General features: G+C 57.7%; 17 protein-coding genes. 4 read left to right on the top strand and 13 right to left on the bottom strand.

Annotation, left to right across the window (positions count from 1 at the left end):
* Positions 1–190: 190 nt before the first annotated feature.
* Positions 191–961, bottom strand: a complete 771-nt coding sequence (locus DWX75_RS07830; RefSeq protein ID WP_118015780.1) for a DeoR/GlpR family DNA-binding transcription regulator — start codon at positions 959–961, stop codon at positions 191–193.
* A 293-nt stretch (positions 962–1,254) separates the two neighbouring features.
* Here DWX75_RS07830 and deoC point away from each other — a divergent pair, with 293 nt between their 5' ends.
* On the top strand, positions 1,255–1,944 hold the full coding sequence (gene deoC / locus DWX75_RS07825) for a deoxyribose-phosphate aldolase (RefSeq protein ID WP_118015779.1): 690 nt from the start codon (positions 1,255–1,257) through the stop codon (positions 1,942–1,944).
* 109 nt (positions 1,945–2,053) lie between these two features.
* Here the strand turns inward: deoC and DWX75_RS07820 are convergent, their stop codons facing one another.
* Positions 2,054–2,233: a hypothetical protein gene (locus tag DWX75_RS07820; protein ID WP_118015778.1), complete on the bottom strand. Its 180-nt coding sequence runs from the start codon at positions 2,231–2,233 to the stop codon at positions 2,054–2,056.
* 215 nt (positions 2,234–2,448) lie between these two features.
* On the bottom strand, positions 2,449–3,003 hold the full coding sequence (locus tag DWX75_RS07815) for a flavin reductase family protein (RefSeq protein ID WP_118015777.1): 555 nt from the start codon (positions 3,001–3,003) through the stop codon (positions 2,449–2,451).
* Positions 3,004–3,327: 324 nt separating this feature from the next.
* Here DWX75_RS07815 and add point away from each other — a divergent pair, with 324 nt between their 5' ends.
* Genes add through DWX75_RS07800 form a run of 3 tightly spaced genes read left to right on the top strand, consistent with a single transcriptional unit; the run spans position 3,328 to position 7,522 of the window.
* Complete coding sequence (gene add / locus DWX75_RS07810) at positions 3,328–4,344, top strand: adenosine deaminase (RefSeq protein WP_118015776.1); 1,017 nt, start codon at positions 3,328–3,330, stop codon at positions 4,342–4,344.
* Between the two features lie 53 nt (positions 4,345–4,397).
* Positions 4,398–5,732, top strand: coding sequence for an NCS2 family permease (locus tag DWX75_RS07805; RefSeq protein WP_118015775.1), 1,335 nt, complete (start codon positions 4,398–4,400; stop codon positions 5,730–5,732).
* Positions 5,733–5,743: 11 nt separating this feature from the next.
* Positions 5,744–7,522 (top strand): adenine deaminase C-terminal domain-containing protein, encoded by a 1,779-nt coding sequence (locus tag DWX75_RS07800; protein WP_118015774.1) that lies wholly within the window; start codon positions 5,744–5,746, stop codon positions 7,520–7,522.
* Positions 7,523–7,639: 117 nt separating this feature from the next.
* On the opposite strand, the gene DWX75_RS07795 is transcribed toward DWX75_RS07800, so the two are convergent.
* The 10 genes from DWX75_RS07795 to DWX75_RS07750 form a co-directional block, all read right to left on the bottom strand.
* On the bottom strand, positions 7,640–8,053 hold the full coding sequence (locus DWX75_RS07795) for a peptide deformylase (RefSeq protein WP_118015773.1): 414 nt from the start codon (positions 8,051–8,053) through the stop codon (positions 7,640–7,642).
* Positions 8,050–8,547, bottom strand: coding sequence for a MazG nucleotide pyrophosphohydrolase domain-containing protein (locus DWX75_RS07790; protein ID WP_233519521.1), 498 nt, complete (start codon positions 8,545–8,547; stop codon positions 8,050–8,052). Before DWX75_RS07790 ends, DWX75_RS07795 begins: the two co-directional genes overlap by 4 nt.
* A 54-nt stretch (positions 8,548–8,601) precedes the next feature.
* Positions 8,602–9,258 carry a DUF3298 and DUF4163 domain-containing protein gene (locus DWX75_RS07785; protein ID WP_158558779.1) on the bottom strand — a complete coding sequence of 219 codons (657 nt, stop codon included), beginning with the start codon at positions 9,256–9,258 and terminating at the stop codon, positions 8,602–8,604.
* A gap of 269 nt (positions 9,259–9,527) precedes the next feature.
* Positions 9,528–10,919 carry a 23S rRNA (uracil(1939)-C(5))-methyltransferase RlmD gene (gene rlmD, locus DWX75_RS07780; protein WP_118015770.1) on the bottom strand — a complete coding sequence of 464 codons (1,392 nt, stop codon included), beginning with the start codon at positions 10,917–10,919 and terminating at the stop codon, positions 9,528–9,530.
* Positions 10,920–10,924: 5 nt separating this feature from the next.
* Positions 10,925–11,590 (bottom strand): HAD family hydrolase, encoded by a 666-nt coding sequence (locus DWX75_RS07775; RefSeq protein WP_118015769.1) that lies wholly within the window; start codon positions 11,588–11,590, stop codon positions 10,925–10,927.
* Positions 11,591–11,659: 69 nt separating this feature from the next.
* The gene (gene gatB / locus DWX75_RS07770) at positions 11,660–13,102 is read right to left on the bottom strand and encodes an Asp-tRNA(Asn)/Glu-tRNA(Gln) amidotransferase subunit GatB (RefSeq protein ID WP_118015768.1); all 1,443 of its coding nucleotides are present in this window, start codon (positions 13,100–13,102) and stop codon (positions 11,660–11,662) included.
* Complete coding sequence (gene gatA / locus DWX75_RS07765) at positions 13,102–14,571, bottom strand: Asp-tRNA(Asn)/Glu-tRNA(Gln) amidotransferase subunit GatA (RefSeq protein WP_118015767.1); 1,470 nt, start codon at positions 14,569–14,571, stop codon at positions 13,102–13,104. Before gatA ends, gatB begins: the two co-directional genes overlap by 1 nt.
* Before the next feature lie 14 nt (positions 14,572–14,585).
* Positions 14,586–14,876 carry an Asp-tRNA(Asn)/Glu-tRNA(Gln) amidotransferase subunit GatC gene (gatC, locus tag DWX75_RS07760; protein WP_118015785.1) on the bottom strand — a complete coding sequence of 97 codons (291 nt, stop codon included), beginning with the start codon at positions 14,874–14,876 and terminating at the stop codon, positions 14,586–14,588.
* A 128-nt stretch (positions 14,877–15,004) separates the two neighbouring features.
* A complete protein-coding gene (gene priA, locus DWX75_RS07755; RefSeq protein WP_118015766.1) occupies positions 15,005–17,419 on the bottom strand; it encodes a primosomal protein N' in 2,415 nt (804 codons plus the stop codon).
* A gap of 57 nt (positions 17,420–17,476) precedes the next feature.
* A complete protein-coding gene (locus DWX75_RS07750; protein WP_118015765.1) occupies positions 17,477–19,006 on the bottom strand; it encodes a YifB family Mg chelatase-like AAA ATPase in 1,530 nt (509 codons plus the stop codon).
* Positions 19,007–19,011 lie beyond the last annotated feature (5 nt).

The raw sequence follows: 19,011 nt of genomic DNA, 5'->3' as shown, positions 1-19,011 counted from the left end.
TTATTTTTGATCAACTGTTCAACTTCATTTTACAACGAACCCTTTTAATTTTTCGATATTCATCATAATATCCTCCTGTATATTATATTCTCCTCTTTCTGTGACTTCATTCTGACAAGCATCAACCGCGTAATATAAGTCTATATAAATTCTACATTAACACCGCTAGCAGGCAGATTGGGGAAGGAAATCAGCAGCAGATGACCTCTTTTAGTTCCTGGCGCAGTGAGGAGAGGAGTTCCGGCGCCACGTCCGTATCCGTCACGAGCACATCGAGTTCCGACAAGCACGCAATGCGTTCAAAGCACTGGCAGCCGAGCTTCGTATGGTCGGCTGCCACAACGACTCTGCGTGCCTGCCGAATGAGACGGCGCTTCGTCTCGGCATCCGTATAATCCGGTGAGGTCAGGCCGCAGGAAATATCCAAAGCATTGGCCCCGAGAAAGGCAAGATCCACCTGGAAGCGCTCCATGAAATCCGTCGTCATCTGCCCCGAAAAGCCCCGTATTGCCGCCTGGTACACGCCGGGCACCATGATGAGGCAAGGCCCGTCCGCCCCGCTGAGCATCTGCGCACCATCCAGCGAAGCCGTCAGCACCGTGATGCCCCTGCGCGACCGCAGTTCCCGCGCGATAAGCTCCATCGTCGAGCCGCAGTCGAGATACACCGTCATGCCTTCCTGCACGAGCCCGGCACAAGTCCTGGCGATGCGGCGCTTCTCAAGCGGCATGCTCATCTGGCGCACCTGCAGCCCGTAAAGCGCCGCTGTCCCGTGATTGCGCACCGCCCCGCCGCGCACGATCGTAATGAGTCCCTGAGCCGCCATCACCTGGAAATCGCGGTGGATGGTCATCGCAGACACCTGCAGCTTCTCACAAAGCTCCGCCGTCGAACCAACCGGCGTGCGTTCCAGATACGACAGAATGCGCTGACGCCGCTCTGCCGCCTTTCCTGCCTTCATATCAAGAACCCCTTTCCCAGAAACAAATGCATGATTATTGTTATTCTGTTGTTATAATAACATATTTCTGTTGGTAATATAACATTAAAGGCACTTTCTTTGCGATTTTATGTTAGATATCAAACATATTGCTTGCTGAGTGGCTATCAGCAGCGTATCATAAGACTCAACGAAGCGCTTCCCAAGAATCCCTGCCCCGACGTCAAGCGGGAGATACCATCAGCCGATTAACTGTCAATCAACTGCAAAGGAGCATCTCACCATGAAACATCCCGAAAAAAAAAGCCTGCGAAATGAGCCAGAAAGAACTTGCCCGCTACATCGACCAGTCCGTCCTCAAACCGGAATTCACCGACGATGACATCCGCCGCTACATCAAAGAAGGCGTCGACTTCGGTTGTGCCACCGTCTGCATCAATCCCTCCTCGCTGCCGATTGCCCAGGAGCTCACGGCTGGTACAGAGACCGGCATCTGCGTCGTCTGCGACTTCCCCTTTGGCGACAGCACCACGACATCAAAAGTCCTGCAGGCAAAGGAATACTGCTGCACCTATCCCATCCAGGAACTCGACATCGTCGCCAACTTCGGCTGGATCCGCAGCCACCGCTGGGATGATGTGACCGCTGATATCGCCGCCGTCGTCAGCATCTGCCACCAGTACGGCACAGAAGTCAAGGTCATCTTCGAGACGGATGCCCTGACGGTACCGGAAGTCCGGCAGGCCTGCGAATGCGCCATTGCGGCCAAAGCCGATTTCGTCAAGACGAGCACGGGCTTCCTGACCGGTCACGAAAATCACGGCGCCACGCCGGAAATCATCCAGGTCATGCTCGATACCTGCGGCGACCGCATCAAAGTGAAGGGCAGCGGCTGCATCCGCACACGCGAACACTTCCTGCACCTCATCGATATGGGCATCGATCGCATGGGCGTCGGCTTCCGCTCCACCCCCATCGTGCTCGGCTATAAACCACAGGCATAAGATACAGCAAAAAATACCGCATCTCTATGAACTACAGTCACAAGAGATGCGGTATTTTATGTTTCCATACTTAGTATTCCGTTTACCGTCATCCAAACAGACGATTGCATTATTTGGAAACGGCGTGTCCCGAAATATCGAAATCGGCAGCGTTTACGTCAAGCAGGCCATCCGGGTTGATATTGGAATAGATGCCGGGACGAACTTCAAATCGTTTGAGATTGTCAGCATTTTCTTCCAAGATATCCTGCGTATAACTCTTTACATGATTGTACCAAAGCTCCATCATACGTATCGCTCCCTTTTATTTATTATATTTATTAATATATCTGTTTATTATTTATGTATATTATGACATGAATTTGAAGCGATGTAAAATATTTTCTTTTTTATAATAAATAATTTTTATTTATGGTAATTACCATTAATCATAAAAGAGCTGCTTGATACCTTGGAAAAACACTCCCCAAGGAACCAAGCGGCTCGGCAGTCAACCGTATCCGATTATTTGAACTTCAGGCCGTCGTGGAATGCTTTGCCGACGACGGGGCCTACCAGGCGATACGTCCTCGTGGCAATGTCAAACAGGATCGGCTGCAGCTTGTCGTAATCCACCACACCGTTCGTGAGTACGGATTCATCCGCCTGCTGGGCGATGATCTTGCCGACGAGAATTCCCGTCTCATCGTCGTAGCTTACGCACTCGCACTCGAGCGTTACCGGGAACTCTTCGATGATCGGTGCATTGACATGCGTGCTCTTATGGACGTGGCAGCTGGCCTTTTCGATCTTGTTTACCTTGTTGCCTGTCTCCACGCCAAAATAGTCGGCGATCTCCATCGTATCCTTCGTGGCAAACGCGACCGTAAAAGCCTTGGTATGCTTGACGTTCTCGGTCGTCTTATGCTTAGCCAGGAACAACGTGATTTCATCATAGTCCGACTGTGTTCCCCAGACCGCGTTCATCGCATTCGGCACGCCGTTCTCGTCATACGTCCCGATGATAAACACGCCCTCCGGCGCAATGCACGCTTTCTTTCCAGAAAATTCTACGCTCATATTCAAAACCCCCTTCTCTATAACGATCATTCTGAAGCATAATGTATATACGATTTATTTCTTCTATAAAGTAATAAAAAATCCTGCTAAGCAAATTTTTCGTTCGTTATAATACTATTTTCTATTCTGTCATTTTAGATTGAACAAACGTCTCCTGCGCTGAGAATTTTGCTGATTGACAGATGAAAACCATATGAGTATAATGAACACAGAATCAATTCTATAAGAAGGTCTTCAGTGGCGCTGAGGACTGGAGGACTGTGTGGCTGTTGTACGCTGATGGCGTGTGGCAGTCTATTTTTTTCGTTAACAGGAGGGGTATCCATGGCTACAGAAGTCACGAAAGAGTTTATCGTAGGCATGCCGAAAGCAGAGCTGCATCTGCACATCGAAGGCACGCTGGAGCCGGAATTGAAGCTGAAACTGGCTCAGAAGAATCATGTGGACATCGGCCAGACGACGATTGAGGAAGTGCGCGCTTCCTATCAGTACGACGATCTGGCATCGTTCCTGGCCGTCTACTATCCGGCTATGAATGTGCTGCAGACAGAAGAGGATTTCTATGACCTGGCTATGGAATATCTCCATCACGCTGCAGAAAACAACGTCCGTCATGCGGAAATCTTCTTTGATCCTCAGGCCCATACGAGCCGCGGCATCGCCTTTGAGACGTTCATCAACGGCCTCTACCGCGCGACGGTCGACGCCCGTGCACTCCATGTCGATGCCAGACTGATCATGTGCTTCCTGCGCGACCTGTCGCGTGAGTCGGCACGCAAGACGCTGGAAGAATCCCTGCCCTACCGCGACAAATTCATCGGCGTCGGCCTGGATTCCGATGAGCACAACAACCCGCCGATGAAATTCTTCAACCAGTTCACGCAGGCGGAGCAATACGGCCTGCACCTCACGGCACATGCGGACATCGACCAGAAGGATTCCATCGAGCACATCCGTGACCTGCTGGAAGTCATCGGCGTCGAGCGCATCGACCATGGCACCAACATCGTCGAGGACCCGGACCTTGTTGCGTATGCGGCCAAGCATCACATCGGCTTCACGACCTGCCCGCTGTCCAACACGTTCGTGCGCCCGGAGATGAAGGGACCGGAAGTGCTTGAACTCTTGTCCAAGGGCGTCAAGGTCTCGGCTCATTCCGACGACCCGGCCTACTTTGGCGGCTACATCAGCGACAACTACTACGCACTGGCCGACGCCTTCAATCTGACGAAGGAACAGGTCGTGACGCTGGCCCGCAACTCGTTCGAAACGTCCTGGATCAGCGATGAGCAGAAGGCCATCTATATTGCCGAGCTCGAAGCATATGCGCGGACTCACTAAGGAAACGCCCGTAACCCATTTAACGCATAACGAAACAAGAGGTATCTATTTTCATGTCTAACCAATCCACCGGAGTCCTGGAGAGACTCTTTCACCTGTCGGAAAACAACACCACGGTAAAGCGCGAATGCCTGGCCGGTCTGACGACCTTTGTCTCCATGGCCTACATTCTCTTTGTCAATCCGATCATCCTCGGCGATGCCGGCATGGATGCCGGCGCCGTCTTCACGGCCACGGCCCTGTCGGCCATCATGGGCTGCCTGCTCATGGGCTTCCTCGCGAATTACCCCATCGCCATCGCACCGGGCCTCGGCGATAACGCGTTCTTCACGTATTCGGTCGTGCTGGCCATGGGCATTCCCTGGCAGCAGGCCATGGGCGGCGTCTTCGTCGCGTCCATCCTGTTCACGCTGGTTTCCCTGTTCAAGATCCGCGAGATCATCATCGACGCCATCCCGCAGGACCTGAAGTACGCGATGGCCGCCGGTATCGGCATCTTCATCTCCTTCGTCGGCCTGCAGGGCGGCGGCATCGTCATAGCCGATCCGTCCTCCTTGGTCGCCATCGGTTCGTTCAAGGTGCCGACGACCTGGCTCACCATCTTCGGCTTGTTCGTCACGGCCATCCTCATGGCAAAGAAGGTTCCCGGTGCCATCTTTTATGGCATCGTCCTGACGGCCATCATGGGCCTCATCACTCAGATCATCCCACCACCGGAAAGCATCATTTCCATGGCACCGAGCCTTGATCCGACGTTTGGCGTTGGCGTCAGCAACATGACCTCCATCCTTTCGGATCCGCAGATGTGGGCCGTCGTCGTCATCTTCTTCCTCGTCGCATTCTTCGATACGGCAGGCACGCTCATCGGTCTTGCCCAGCAGGCTGGCATCATGCGCAACGGCAAGATGCCGCGCATCGGCCGCGCCCTCATGGCGGATTCCCTGTCCATGCTTGGCGGTGCCGTCATGGGCACGACGCCTACGGCAGCTTACGTCGAATCCTCGGCGGGCATTGCCGTCGGCGCTCGCACGGGACTGACGGCCATCGTCGTCGCCATCCTCTTCGCCTTCAGCATGATCTTCTCCCCGCTCCTGGCCGTCGTCACGGCTCAGGTCACGGCTCCGGCCCTGATCATCGTCGGCGTGCTCATGACGTCTTCCCTGCGCGAGATCCATTGGGATCAGTTTGAGGTGGCGTTCCCGGCCTTCATGGTCATCATCGGCATGCCGCTGACGTTCAACATCTCCTATGGTATCGCTTTTGGCTTCCTGTTCTACCCCATCCTGATGACGATTGCCGGACGCCGCAAGGAGCTCAATCCCCTCATCTGGGTGATGTTCGTGCTCTTCCTCGTCCTGCTGTACACCTTGACCATGCTTAAATTCTAAGGAGAATCGACATGCTTACGAAAGAACTGTTATCCGAGTACATCGATGCCGGCGCGGCCAAGCGGAAAGCCGACATGGCCATCCTTGGCGGCACGCTGATCAACGTCAATACGAGCGAATATTATAAGGCTGACGTAGCCATCTACAAAGGAAAGATTGTCGCCGTAGAAAGCGATATTTCCGACTACATCGATGCACATACGCAGAAAATCGATGCGACGGGAAAATATCTGGCGCCGGGACTCATCGACTGCCACATCCATGTGGAATGCAGCAAGATGAGCATGACCCGCTTTGCCCAGGCCGTCGTCCCGCACGGCACGACGAGCATCGTCAGCGGCCTCGATGAATACATCTCCGTCATCGGCGTCGACGGCCTCAAGACCATTTTCGACGAGGTCGACGCCTCGCCACTGAAGGTGTTCTGGGCGCTGCCGTACAAGACGCCGTACACGATCCCGGTTTCGACGATTGCCTATAACGTGACGGCCAAGGATCACGCCAAGTACCATCAGGACCCGCGCTGCTACGGCATCTGGGAGCTCGTGCGCGAAGCCGTCCAGACGAAGGACCCCGACACCATGGAAGCCCTGGTGCTCGCACAGAAATACCATCGCCCCATTTTCGGCTGCAGCCCGCTGGCAACCGGCAAGGCTCTCAACGAATATCTCATGAGCGGTGTCCGCGTCGATCACGAGAGCTACGACCACGAGGAGTTCCTCGAAAAGGCCCGCAAGGGTATTCATACGATCATCCGGGAATCCGCCGTCACGAAATTCCTCAAGGAGAATGTCCGCGCCATCACCGAGGGCGCACCTGGCATGGCCCGCCATACGAGCTTCTGCTCCGATGACGTGAATGCCCGCGGCATCCTCAAGGAAGGCCACATCGATCACATGGTGCATCTGGCCATTGCCGCCGGCGTCGAGCCCATGACAGCCATCCAGATGGCCACGATCAACGCTGCCGAAGCCTACCAGATCGACGATCATGTCGGCTCGATCGCACCGGGCAAGGATGCCGATATCCTGCTCGTCGATCAGCCGGGCACCTTCCAGGTGGAAACGGTCGTCAGCAAGGGTATGCTGGTCACCGAGAACGGCGAGAACAAATTCCACTACGTCATCCCGGATCGCGCGGACAATCTGCTTCATACCGTGCAGCATGCACCGCTGACGGCGGATGATTTCGCCTATCACGTGGATCTCGACGAAGGAACGGCCGTCGTCGAGACCATCAACAGCATCGGCCCCTTCATGCGCAAGCGCCGCGATGTCGAACTCGAAGTCCGCGGCGGTATTGTCCGCCCCAGTGCCGAAAAGGATGTGGCACTCGTATCGGTCATCGAACGCTATGGCTTGAACGGCAATATGTCCAAGGGCTTCATTTCCGGCTGGTCCTTCCAGAAAGGCGCGATTGCCACGACGGCGGCACCGGATGACAACAACCTCGTCGTCGCCGGCGCCAACTACGAGGACATGGCCCTGGCGGCCAACACGCTCATCGAGCAGGGCGGCGGACAGATTGTCGTCATCGACGGCAAGATCGTCTCGTTCCTGCCCCTGCCGATTGCCGGCATTGCCTCGGACCTTTCGCCGGAGGAACTGGCAGCCAAGGAAAACGAACTCGACGAAGCAGCAAAAGCCATCGGCAGCCGTCTCCCTGACCCGATTTTTTATCTCTCGTTCCTGCCCATCACGGCCATCCCGGATCTGGCCATCACCGACGGCGGCAACGTGGACTACACGAAGCTGTCCTACTTTGACCCCATCCTGGAACTGAAAAAATAAAACAAGATTCCCTCGCAAAAATGGAGCTATCCAGTAAGGACGGCTCCATTTTTATATTCCGTATCCAGTTGTCAGTTGTTCTGTCAGCAGATGAAATACATCGAGATCCCTTCCACATCAAATCAGGATTCCTGCGCAGTGGTCCAGTTCGTGCTGGACAATCTCGGCAGGAAAATCGCGAAATGTCTGCCGCTGCTTCTTGAATTTCAGATCGCGGTACTCCACCTCAAGCCAGGCATAGCGTTTCACTGGCCGTTCTCCATCGAGAGACAGGCAGCCTTCGCTCGTCTCATACTGCTCCTTCGCGTGGCGGACGACCACTGGATTCAGCATCGCCAGGTAGGCATGGCCGACGCAGATGGCGATGATGCACTTGCGCTCGCCAATCATGTTCGCCGCCAGACCGACGCAGCGGCCGGCATTGGCCTTGAGCGTATCAATGAGGTCTTCGGCAATCGGCACATCCTTGCGCTCCGCTGCCACGGACGGCTGCGACAGGAAAAACGTGTCGCGTACAATGTCACGGATCATGATGAAATTCCCTTTCTCTTCTTTGCCTGTTCAATCAGATCAGCGGCCTCCTCAAAGGCAACCGGCAGATATGCTTCTTCCCACTCGCGCCCCTTCTTTTCTTGTGCCTTGATCTGCTGCCACCCCGTCAGCGGCTGGCCGTCATCATCGAGCATCGGCTCGTGGAAGACATGCGGATGACGGCGCACCATCTTATCCGCCGCCGCAGCCGCAACATCCGCCAGTGAAAAGAATCCTTCTTCCTGTGCCAGCTGCGCATGAAAAATCACCTGCAGCAGGAGGTCGCCGAGTTCTTCCTTGAGATTCTCGGCCCTGCCCGTCTCCTTCAAGATATCGATCCCGCCGATCACCTCCGCCGCTTCCTCTATGCAGGCAGGCTTCAAGCTCTCATGCGTCTGCACCCGGTCCCAGGGGCACCCGTCCGGCCCCCGCAGCTTTGCCACGATTTCACAGAGCCGCCCAACTTCCTCCCATGGATTCTTTTCTTCAGCCAATTTACGCATCCTTTCTCATGTTCCTTCATTCCATGCGGCAGAACAGCCTGCCTGTCACGGATTCTTCTCGTTGAGTTCCTCGACCAGGCTGGCCGGCAAGATGATACTCGTCATGCCATAGGCAAATGCTGCCAGCTGATACGGCTGGTAGATGAGTGCCACCTGGCCGCGTCCCGCGAGGTAGAAATTGCCGCTGAGCGGCTGACTGGCATAATCCCGGAACAACTGCTGCCTCGTGAGCACCTTCCCGCTGCCGCTGAATACCGTCTGATTGTAGATCCGCCAGGCATCATCGGAGCCAATCCTCACGAAATCACGGATGCTCATGCGCGCACCATTCACCCTGCTGTACGTGACGCCGCGGTAATACGGCATCCCGTGCGCCGCCCCACGGTTATACGTCCAGAGGCAAAGGACGAGAGAAACGTAGTCCTTTCCCTCATATTTCAGCTTATACGATACCTTTTCTTCATCGTATGAATAGTCAAGCCTGTTCCTCATGTCTTCGATCTGGCTGCGGATATCCGCATTTATCGCTGCTTCCACCGCTGCCTTATCCTTGATGTGAACGACAGGATACTGCGAGTCCTGATTCCCAGTCTTCACCACCTCCGTCGAGATACTCGCCGAAGCGGTCGGACAGGAAACAAATGCCGACGACACACCCACCGCTGCTGCCAGCAGCATGGCAGACCAGAAAGACGCTTTCATCTTCATCACTCCTTCATTCCTTGAACTTGAATTTATTATTATTATAAGATTAAAATTCGCTGCCTCTCTGCAGAATCCTGCTCGATTAGGACCGCGATACAAAAAGCACCGCCAAAGCGATGCTTTTTCTATCCGCACTCAATCGAACAGCAGGCTCTTCTCTTTTTCATACTGCGTCATATTCGTCAGGCAAAGCCAGAAAAACAGCCCCTGCGCAAAATGGGCCCCGGCCATAAGACGCCGCAGCCTGCACGCTAAATTCGCTCGATTCAAATGTGCCGCTCTCCATGTCCAGATACCTTTTCGATCAACGAGACCACTTCTACGTGCGAAGTCATCGGAAACATATCGACGGGCTGGACTTTTTTGGCTTTATAGCCGAGTTTTTCGAGGATGGCGAGGTCGCGGGCGAGGCTGGCGGGATTGCAGGAGACGTAGACAATGCGGTCGGGATGCATGTTGGCGAAGGTCTTGAGGACCGTCTCGGTGCAGCCGGCACGCGGCGGGTCGACGACGACGACATCGGCGCGCACGCCCTGCTTGTAGAGGCGCGGCATGACTTCGGTGGCATCGCCGACGATGAATTCGGCGTTGCGGACGTTGTTGTCGCGGGCGTTTTTCTGTGCGTCGAGGATGGCGGGCTTGACGATCTCGATGCCGTAGACCTCGCGCGCTTTCTGGGCAAGGAACAGTGTGATCGTGCCGGTACCGCAGTAGGCATCAATGACGGTTTCTTCGCCTTTGAGGTTCGCGAATTCCAGAGCCTTGCCGTAGAGGACTTCGGCCTGTTTCGTGTTGACCTGGAAGAAGGAACGCGGCGAAATGTGGAACTGCAGGCGGCCGATGCGGTCGAGGATGGTCGGCTTGCCCCAGAGAAGTTTCGTCTCGCGTCCCATGATGACGTTGTTGCGGTACGTCTGGATGTTCTGATGGATGCTGACGACGTGCGGCAGGCGGCTGCGCAGAGCCTTGACGAATTCCTTTTCGCGCGGCAGCTGCTTCGTGGCGGTGACGAGCACGACCATGAGCTCCCCTTTTTCGCCGACGCGCCCGACGACGTGGCGCAGAACGCCGGTGTGGCGATCTTCATCGTAAACGGGGATGCGCAGCTCCGTGATGATGTCACGCACGGTGTTGACGATCTCGTTGTTGCCTTCCTTCTGGATATGGCAGTCGCGCGTATCGATGATCTCATGGCTGCCCTGGGCAAAGCAGCCGATGACGGTCCTGCCCTTGACGCGGCCGATGGGGAACTGCATCTTGTTGCGGTAATTCCAGGGGCTCTCGGCACCGATGGTCGGCTCGACAAAGAGATCCTTCTGGCCGCCGATGCGCGTGACGGCGTCGATGACCTGCTGGCGCTTGGCCTTGAGTTGTGCCATGTAGTCGAGGTGCTGGAGCTGGCAGCCGCCGCACTGCTCATAGATGGAGCAGACTGGCGTGACGCGGTCGCGGCTCGCGCGCAGGACCTTGACGAGATGTCCCTTGGCGTACGTTTTCTTGACCTCGTCAATGACGGCCTGCACGGCCTCTCCAGGCAGGGCTCCCGGCACGAAGACCGTGAAGTCTTCGTAACGCCCTACTCCTTCGCCGCTCGTGCCGAGCGTGCGGATCTCGATCTCATATGATTTTCCTTTTTCGACGGGAACTTTATGTTTCATGATATTTATCCTTTTGCAAATGTCAGTTTCTCAAAGAGTTCCTCTGGGCTGGCGAGGATGACCCTGGCACCGTGTTCGAGGAGCTCTGCCTCCGGGCGGAAGCCCCAGAGGACGCCGACGGGCAGGAAGCCGGCATTGACAGCCGTGTCCATGTCGACGCTCGTGTCGCCGAAGTAAGCGACCTCTTCGGGGTTCACACCATATTCCCTGGCCATCATGAGGACTTTTTTCGGATCCGGCTTGATGGGCAGGCCCGGGCGGTCGCCCATGACGGTCGTGAAGGTCCCGGCAGGGAACATGCCGCCGATGATTTCGTCAGCTGCCTGCTGATGCTTGTTCGTGCAGACGCCAAGGGGTATGCCCTGTGCCTTGAGCCGGTCGAGCATCGCCTGGATGCCGGGGAATGGCCCCGTGTGGTCGCGATGATGCTCGTAAATGGCCTGATAGCGCTTCATCGCCTCGAGCACGAAGGCTTCATCGGCTGCTTTTTCCTTGGGCAGCGTGCGTTCGATGAGTTTTTTCGAACCGTTGCCGAGATAGTAGCGGTATGCATCGACCGGGTGCGTCGGGAACCCGTACGAAGTGAGCATTTCATTGACACTGATGGCCAGGTCCTCGAGCGTATCGACGAGCGTGCCGTCGAGGTCGAAGATAGCGGCTTTGTATTTCATGGCGATTCACCTTCCTGTTTATCAAAAACCTTCCCCAGAGGGGAAGGCTTTGCTTGTGTCTATCCTGTTTTAGTCAGCGAGCTTTTCGGCGAGCATCTTGTTGACCATCTGCGGGTTGGCTTTGCCGCGCGTGGCCTTCATGACCTGGCCGACGAGGGCGCCGATGGCTTTCTTCTTGCCGCCCTTGTACTCTTCGACAGCCTTCGGGTTTGCGGCGATGGCTGCGTCGACGGCTGCCTCGATGGCACCCGTGTCCGTGATCTGGACGAGGCCCTTGTCCTTGACAATCTTCTCCGGGTCGTCCTCGTTCGTCCACATCTCCTTGAAGACCTTCTTGGCAATCTTGCCGGAGATCGTATCCTTCATGATGAGGCCAATCATCTTGCCGAGGCGCTCCGCGCTGACCGGAGATTTCGCGATGTCGATGCCATCCTCGTTGAGGTTCTTGGCGAGGTCGCCCATGATCCAGTTGGCTGCGAGCTTCGGATCAGCCCCCGTCGCCACGACGGCGTCGAAGTACTCGGCCATGGCGCGCGAGCTCGTGATGATGCCGGCATCGTAATCAGACAGGCCGAATTCCTTCTCGAGGCGGGCACGGCGGGCATCCGGCAGCTCCGGCAGCTCGCTGCGGTACTTCTCGATGGTTTCCTCGCTCGTGACGATGGGCGGCAGGTCCGGCTCCGGCATGTAGCGGTAGTCGTGAGCATTTTCCTTGCTGCGCATGGAAAGCGTGATGCCGCGGGCCGGGTCGAACGTGCGCGTCTCCTGGATGACATGGCCGCCGTCCTCAAGGACCTCTTCCTGACGCTCAATCTCATAGTTGATGGCGTCCTCGAGGTTCTTGAAGGAATTGATGTTCTTCATCTCCGTACGGGTACCGAGCTCCTCGGTTCCGGCCGGACGCAGGGAAACGTTGATGTCGGCGCGCAGATTGCCTTCTTCCATGCGGCAGTTCGACACATCGATGTACTCCATGATGGCCTTAATCTTCTCCATGTAGGCGCGGGCCTCTTCCGCCGAGCGCAGATCCGGCTCCGAGACAATCTCGAGGAGAGGCACGCCCGTGCGGTTGTAGTCGACGTTGCTCGTCGCGGAATCCTTGATTGTCGTGCCGGAGTGCACGAGCTTGCCGGCATCCTCTTCCATGTGGATGCGCGTCAGGCGGATGCGCTTCTTCTCACCGTCGACATCGATGTCGACCCAGCCGTGCTCAGCGATTGGCAGGTCGTACTGCGACGTCTGCCAGTTCTTCGGCAGATCCGGATAATAGTAGTTCTTGCGGTCAAATTTGCTGTATTTGTTGATCGTACAGTTCGTGGCGAGACCGGCCTTGATGCCGAACTCGACGACGCGCTTGTTGACAGACGGCAGCACACCCGGCAGGCCCAGGCAGACCGGGCAGACATGCGTGTTCTGCTCCGCGCCGAAGCCCGTCGCGCAGCCGCAGAAAATCTTCGTTTTCGTCTTGAGCTCGCAGTGGATCTCAAGACCGATGACTGCTTCGTATTTCATCAGTTGTTCCCTCCCAGATCAGCCATTTCCTTGTGGTAGTCCTGGCTCTGCTCATACGTATAGGCTGCACGGATCAGCGTGGCCTCGTCGAGGGCTTTGCCGATGATCTGCAGGCCGATGGGCAGCCCCTTGCTGCTCTTGCCGCACGGGATGGAGATGCCGGGCAGGCCGGCGAGGTTCAAGGGAACCGTGCAGACATCCTGCAGGTACATCTGCAGGGGGTCAGCGATCATCTCGCCGATTTTGAAAGCCGGCGTCGGTGCGGTCGGGGCCATGATGACATCGACTTTCTTGAACGCTTCCATGTAATCCTGCTGGACGAGCGTGCGGACCTTGAGGGCCTTAAGGTAATACGCATCGTAATAGCCGGCGGAAAGCGCGTAGTTGCCGATCATGATGCGGCGCTTGACTTCCTCACCGAATTTCTCATCGCGCGTATTCGTCATCATCTGGACGAGATCCTCGCCGTCGACGCGTTCACCGTAGCTGACGCCGTCATAGCGTTCGAGGTTCGTGGCCGCTTCAGCCGGCGCGATGAGGTAGTAGGTCGAAATCGCATATTCCGTATGCGGCAGGGAAATCTCGACGACTTCCGCGCCGAGCTCCTTGTATTTCTCGATGGCGGCGCGGACGGCCTGCTCGACCTCGGGGTCCATGCCCTTGACGAAATACTCTTTCGGCAGGCCAATCTTGAGGCCCTTGACGTCTTCGACGAGGGATTTCGTGTAGTCCGGCACGTCTGCCGTGCTCGACGTGGAATCCATTTCATCGTGGCCGGCGATGATGTTGAGCAGGTGCGCGCAGTCCGTGACATCGCGCGTCAGCGGTCCGATCTGATCGAGCGAGGACGCGTAGGCGACGAGGCCGTAGCGCGAGACGCGGCCATATGTCGGTTTCATGCCGACGACGCCGCAGAAAGATGCCGGCTGGCGGATGGATCCGCCCGTATCGGAGCCGAGGGCCCAGATGGCCGTACCGGCAGCGACGGCCGCCGCACTGCCGCCCGATGAGCCGCCCGGCACGCAGTCGAGGTTCCAGGGGTTATGCGTCACGTGGTAAGCGGAGTTCTCCGTCGAGCCGCCCATGGCAAATTCATCCATGTTGACCTTGCCGAGCAGGACGGGGTTCTCCGCCTTGATCTTCGTCATGACCGTGGCATCATAAGGCGGCACGAAATGCTCGAGGATTTTCGAGGCGCACGTCGTCTTGACGCCCTTCGTGCAGATATTGTCCTTGATGGCACCCGGGATGCCTTCGAGGAAGGAGATCTCCTCCCCGTTTGCAATCTTCTCGTCGACGGCTGCCGCCTGCTTCAGCGCTTCCTCACGCGTGATCGTCAGGTAGGCCTCGACATCGCCTTCGACCTCATCGATGCGCTGCAGGACGTCCTGCGTCAGCTCCACCGAGGTGATTTCTTTATTGACGAGCATGTCGTGGAGGACATGCGCCGGTTTCTCATATAATCTCACAATCGTTCCTCCCGTCAGTCCTCAAGTACCTTCGGCACCTTGAAATAACCGTCTTCCTGCAGCGGCGCATTCTGGAGTGCGGCCTCACGCGGCAGCGACGGCTTGACGACATCTTCGCGGAACACGTTCTGCATCGGCAGCGCGTACGTCGTCGGCTTAACGTCATCCGTATTGACCTGAGAAAGATTGTCCATATACGTCAGGATCGAGTCCATCTGCTTGATGTACGTCTCAGCCTTGCCTTCCGGTACGGACAGGCGGGAAAGGACTGCTACGTTTTCCAGATCTTCTTTCGTAACTTTCATGTTTTCACCATCCAAAATCAACTTGTTTGCGAATCCATCCCTCATTATAACACAAAACCCCCGGAAATGAGAACCGAGGGTTTGCCGCTTTTGCTGCGAGGCGGCCGCCGCCAGTATGTCGGGCTGTCTCAGAGCATCGTCAGCGGGTCGATGTCGATGGCGACATCGGTGCGCAGATGCAGCCCCTCCTGACGCAGGAAGGCCTGAGCGGCGGGAAGATTCCCCGTCTTGATGAGCACGACGAAGCGGTAGACGCCGCGGAAGCAGGCAATCATCGCCGGCGACGGCCCGATGATCTTCTGCTCGGAAACACCTGCAAAGAACTGCTCGAAGTGATGGATGAGCGTTGTGGCTTCCTGCCTGGCCTTCTCCTCATCCTCCGACTGATAGAGCAGCTTGATGAGGCGGCTGTACGGCGGGTAGAAAAGCTCCTTGCGCAGCGTGAGTTCCTTGGCGAAGAAGCCTTCGTAGTCCTGCCGGATGCCGCAGGTGACGGCGTAATGGTCGGGATTGTACGTCTGGATGACGACTTCGCCGCGTAGGCCGTGGCGTCCGGCCCGTCCGGCCGTCTGCGTGATGAGCATGAAGCAGCGCTCGGCCGCGCGAAAATCCGGCATGTTGAGGCTCGAATCCGCGCTGATGACGCCGACGGCCGTGACATTGGGAATGTCGTGGCCCTTGGCGACCATCTGCGTGCCGAGCAGAATGTCGTATTCCTGCCGGCGGAAGCTCGCGAGTATATCCTGATGGGCGAATTTTGTCGTCGTCGTGTCGCGGTCCATGCGGATGACGCGGGCCGATGGCACGAGCTCGCGCAGCTCCTGCTCGAGCTTTTCCGTGCCGGAGCCGAAATACTTGATGTAGCGGCTGCCGCATTTGGGGCAGACGTCGGGCACGGGCTCCTGCACATCGCAGTGATGGCAGAGCAGCCTGCCGCTGCGGTGGTAGACGAGCGGCAAGCCGCAGTAACGGCAGCGGATGACTTCGCCGCACGATCGGCACATGACGAACGTCGAGAAACCACGGCGGTTCAGCATGATGATGACCTGCTGATGGCGCGCAATCGTGCGCTCGATGAGCTGGCGCAGCGCTCCCGATATGATGTGGCGGTTGCCCATGCGCAGCTCCTGCCGCATGTCGACGCAGTGAACGACCGGCAGCGGCATATCGCCGATGCGCTTCGGCATGGTGAGCAGCGTGAGCTCCCCTGTCCTGGCACGGTAATACGATTCCATCGAAGGCGTCGCGCTGCCGAGCAGCAGGATGGCATCGTGGAGCCCGGCGAGCTTTTCTGCGACCACGCGCGCATGGTAGCGCGGCGATTCATCCTGCTTGTAGCTCATATCCTGTTCCTCGTCAAGGATGATGAGGCCGATGTCATCGGCCGGCGTAAAGAGTGCCGAGCGCGCACCGATGATGATGCCCGCCTCTTGGCGGCGCACGCGGATGATGGCGTCGTTGCGCTCCGCGAGGCTCAGCCGGCTGTGCATGACGACGAGATCATCGGGGAAATACGCCTTGAATGCCAGGACGACCTGTCCCGTCAGGGCGATTTCCGGCACGAGCACGATGACGGTGCGGCCAGCCGCCCGCACGCGCCTTGCCATCTCGATGTAGACCTGCGTCTTGCCGCTGCCCGTGACGCCCTTGAGCAGGAAGCCGTGATACTGATGCTGCATGAGGAAGGGCATCATCGCCTGGAGAGCATGTTCCTGATCGTCCGTGAGCTCGATATGGCGCCGCCTGCTCTTCGCGTCGCGATAGCTGTCGCGCAGTACGCGGCGCTTGCAGACCTTGACGAGCCCGGCTTCTTCAAGATGCTTGACCGTCTGCGCGGAAATCTTCTTTTCCTTCAGCGCCTGCATCGTCTGCTCACCCTCATCCTGCAGAACGGTCAGCAGGTGGCACTGGGCCCTGCGGCGCTCGTAGGATGCGAGAAGCTCCGGAGTCACCTCCGTCTTGAGGCAGACGATCTTCTCGTACTGTGCCACATCGCGCTTCGTGGCCTCGTATTCCTTGCGGATCAGGTGGTAGCGCAGCATTTTCGCAAGCCAGTCTTCGATGTCAGCCTGCCAGTCCGGCAGGGCCTTGGCGATGGTCCCCTTTTTCTTCGGCCCTTCGCGCAGCAGGTAGTCGTAGATAGCGCGGCAGGCTGGCATCGAGAGCATCACATGGCCTTCAGCCTCCTCCACGGCGTCGTAGACGGCCGTGATGCGCAGGCCGCTCTTTCCCGGCATGAAGAGGCGCATGATCTCGGCCAGTGAGCAGAGGTAGAACCCCGCGAGCCAGCGGGCAATCTCGATCATCTGCGGCGTGAACCAGCATTCTTCATCGACAGCAGATACGATATCCTTGAGCGGCCGTTCCGGCTCTCTGGCGAGTTCTGACGTGCGCAGCACGAAGCCCTCAACCCTGCGTCCGCCGAAGGGCACAAAAACGCGCCAGCCGGGCCCGATGTAGGCAAGCTCTGCTGGCACGCGGTACGTATACGCTTTGGCGATGCTCTTGACGGGTATATTCACGAAAACATCAGCGGTTTTCATAATGATAAAATCCTTCCCTGACTGTAATTCTGTCGCGCTGCCATCCCATGGCTGCGCTCATCCGAGATCCAGCTCCGTGTCGCTCCGGAGCTTTATGGCTTCCGCCAGATGCTCCGGGGCGATTTCGTCCGTGCCGGCAAGGTCTGCAATCGTGCGGGCCACCTTGATGATGCGGTCGTACGAGCGCGCCGAGAGGTCGAATTTGCGGAAGGCGAGCTCGAGCAGGCTCTGGACGTCCGGCTTGAGCGGGCAGGTCTCGCGGATGACGGCATGGTTCATCTGCGCGTTGTGAAAGAGATGGTACGGCGCCAGGCGCTCGCGCTGACGCCTGCGCGCCGTTTCCACGCGGGCACGGATGGCGGCGGAGGATTCCGCCCGTCGCGTGGCGGAAAGCTCCTCGTAGCGGACGCGCGGCACGCGGATGTGGATGTCGATGCGGTCGAGCAGGGGGCCTGAAATCTTGCGGGTGTAGCGCTTGATTTCCGTCGGCGTGCAGTCGCAGACATGGCCGCCCGCCTCATCGCCGTAATAGCCGCAGGGACACGGGTTCATCGCACAGACGAGGATCATGTTCGACGGGAAAGTCAGCGTCGCATGGATCCTGGCAATGGTCACAGCCCTGTCTTCGAGCGGCTGACGGAGTACCTCAAGCGTGCGTTTCGAGAATTCCGGCAGCTCGTCGAGGAACAAGACGCCATGATGCGAGAGCGTGACTTCACCGGGACGCGGCACGCTGCCGCCGCCGATCATCGCGACCATCGAGGTCGTATGGTGCGGGCTGCGGAAGGGCCGCTCGGTGATGAGGCCGCCGCCCGGCGGCAGGAGGCCGGCGATGCTGTAGATTTTCGTGACCTCGAGCGCCTCCTCGCGCGTGAGCCGCGGCAGGATGGAACTCATGCGGCGGGCCAGCATGGTCTTCCCGGACCCCGGCACTCCAACCATCAGCACATTGTGCCCGCCGGCCGCCGCGATCTCAAGTGCCCGTTTCGCCTGGAACTGCCCTTGCACATCGGCAAAATCCTCCTGCCCCTGCTGCATTGCCTCTGCCTCCTCCGGCACGGCCGGCGAAAGCTCCCGCTCCCCGAGGAAGAAATCGACGGCTTCCTTCAGCGTGTGCAGCACATAGACCGCAATCCCTTCGACCAGCAGGGCTTCGTTGGCGTTTTCCGCCGCGACAAAGACCGCGCGGAGGCCCTGATTGCGTGCCGCGATGGTCATCGGCAGCACGCCGTGGACACCGCGACACTCGCCCTCCAGCGAGAGCTCCGCCATAAAAAGGCTCGTGGACAGGCGCTCGGCCGGGATGAGCCCGTAGGCAGCCAGGAGCCCCATGGCAATCGGCAGGTCAAGTCCCGGACTGTCCTTGCGGATGGAAGCCGGCGCCAGATTGATCGTCACGTTTTCCTGACGCAGCTGCACGCCGGAATTGCGGATGGCCCGGCGCACGCGTTCCTTTGATTCGCGCACGGCCGTATCCGGCAGGCCGACGATGTCAAAAGCAGGCAGGCCGGCAGCCGCATCGACTTCCACGTCGATGATAAGCCCGTCCACGCCCAGCGTAGTTCCTCCAAACGATCTTGCAAACAAACCGC

It is taken from the genome of Mitsuokella sp. AF21-1AC (assembly GCF_003458855.1).
Classification (GTDB): Bacteria; Bacillota; Negativicutes; order Selenomonadales; family Selenomonadaceae; genus Mitsuokella.
Note: the sequence above shows the minus strand (reverse complement) of the source record. Positions and strands in the feature narration are given on the sequence as shown.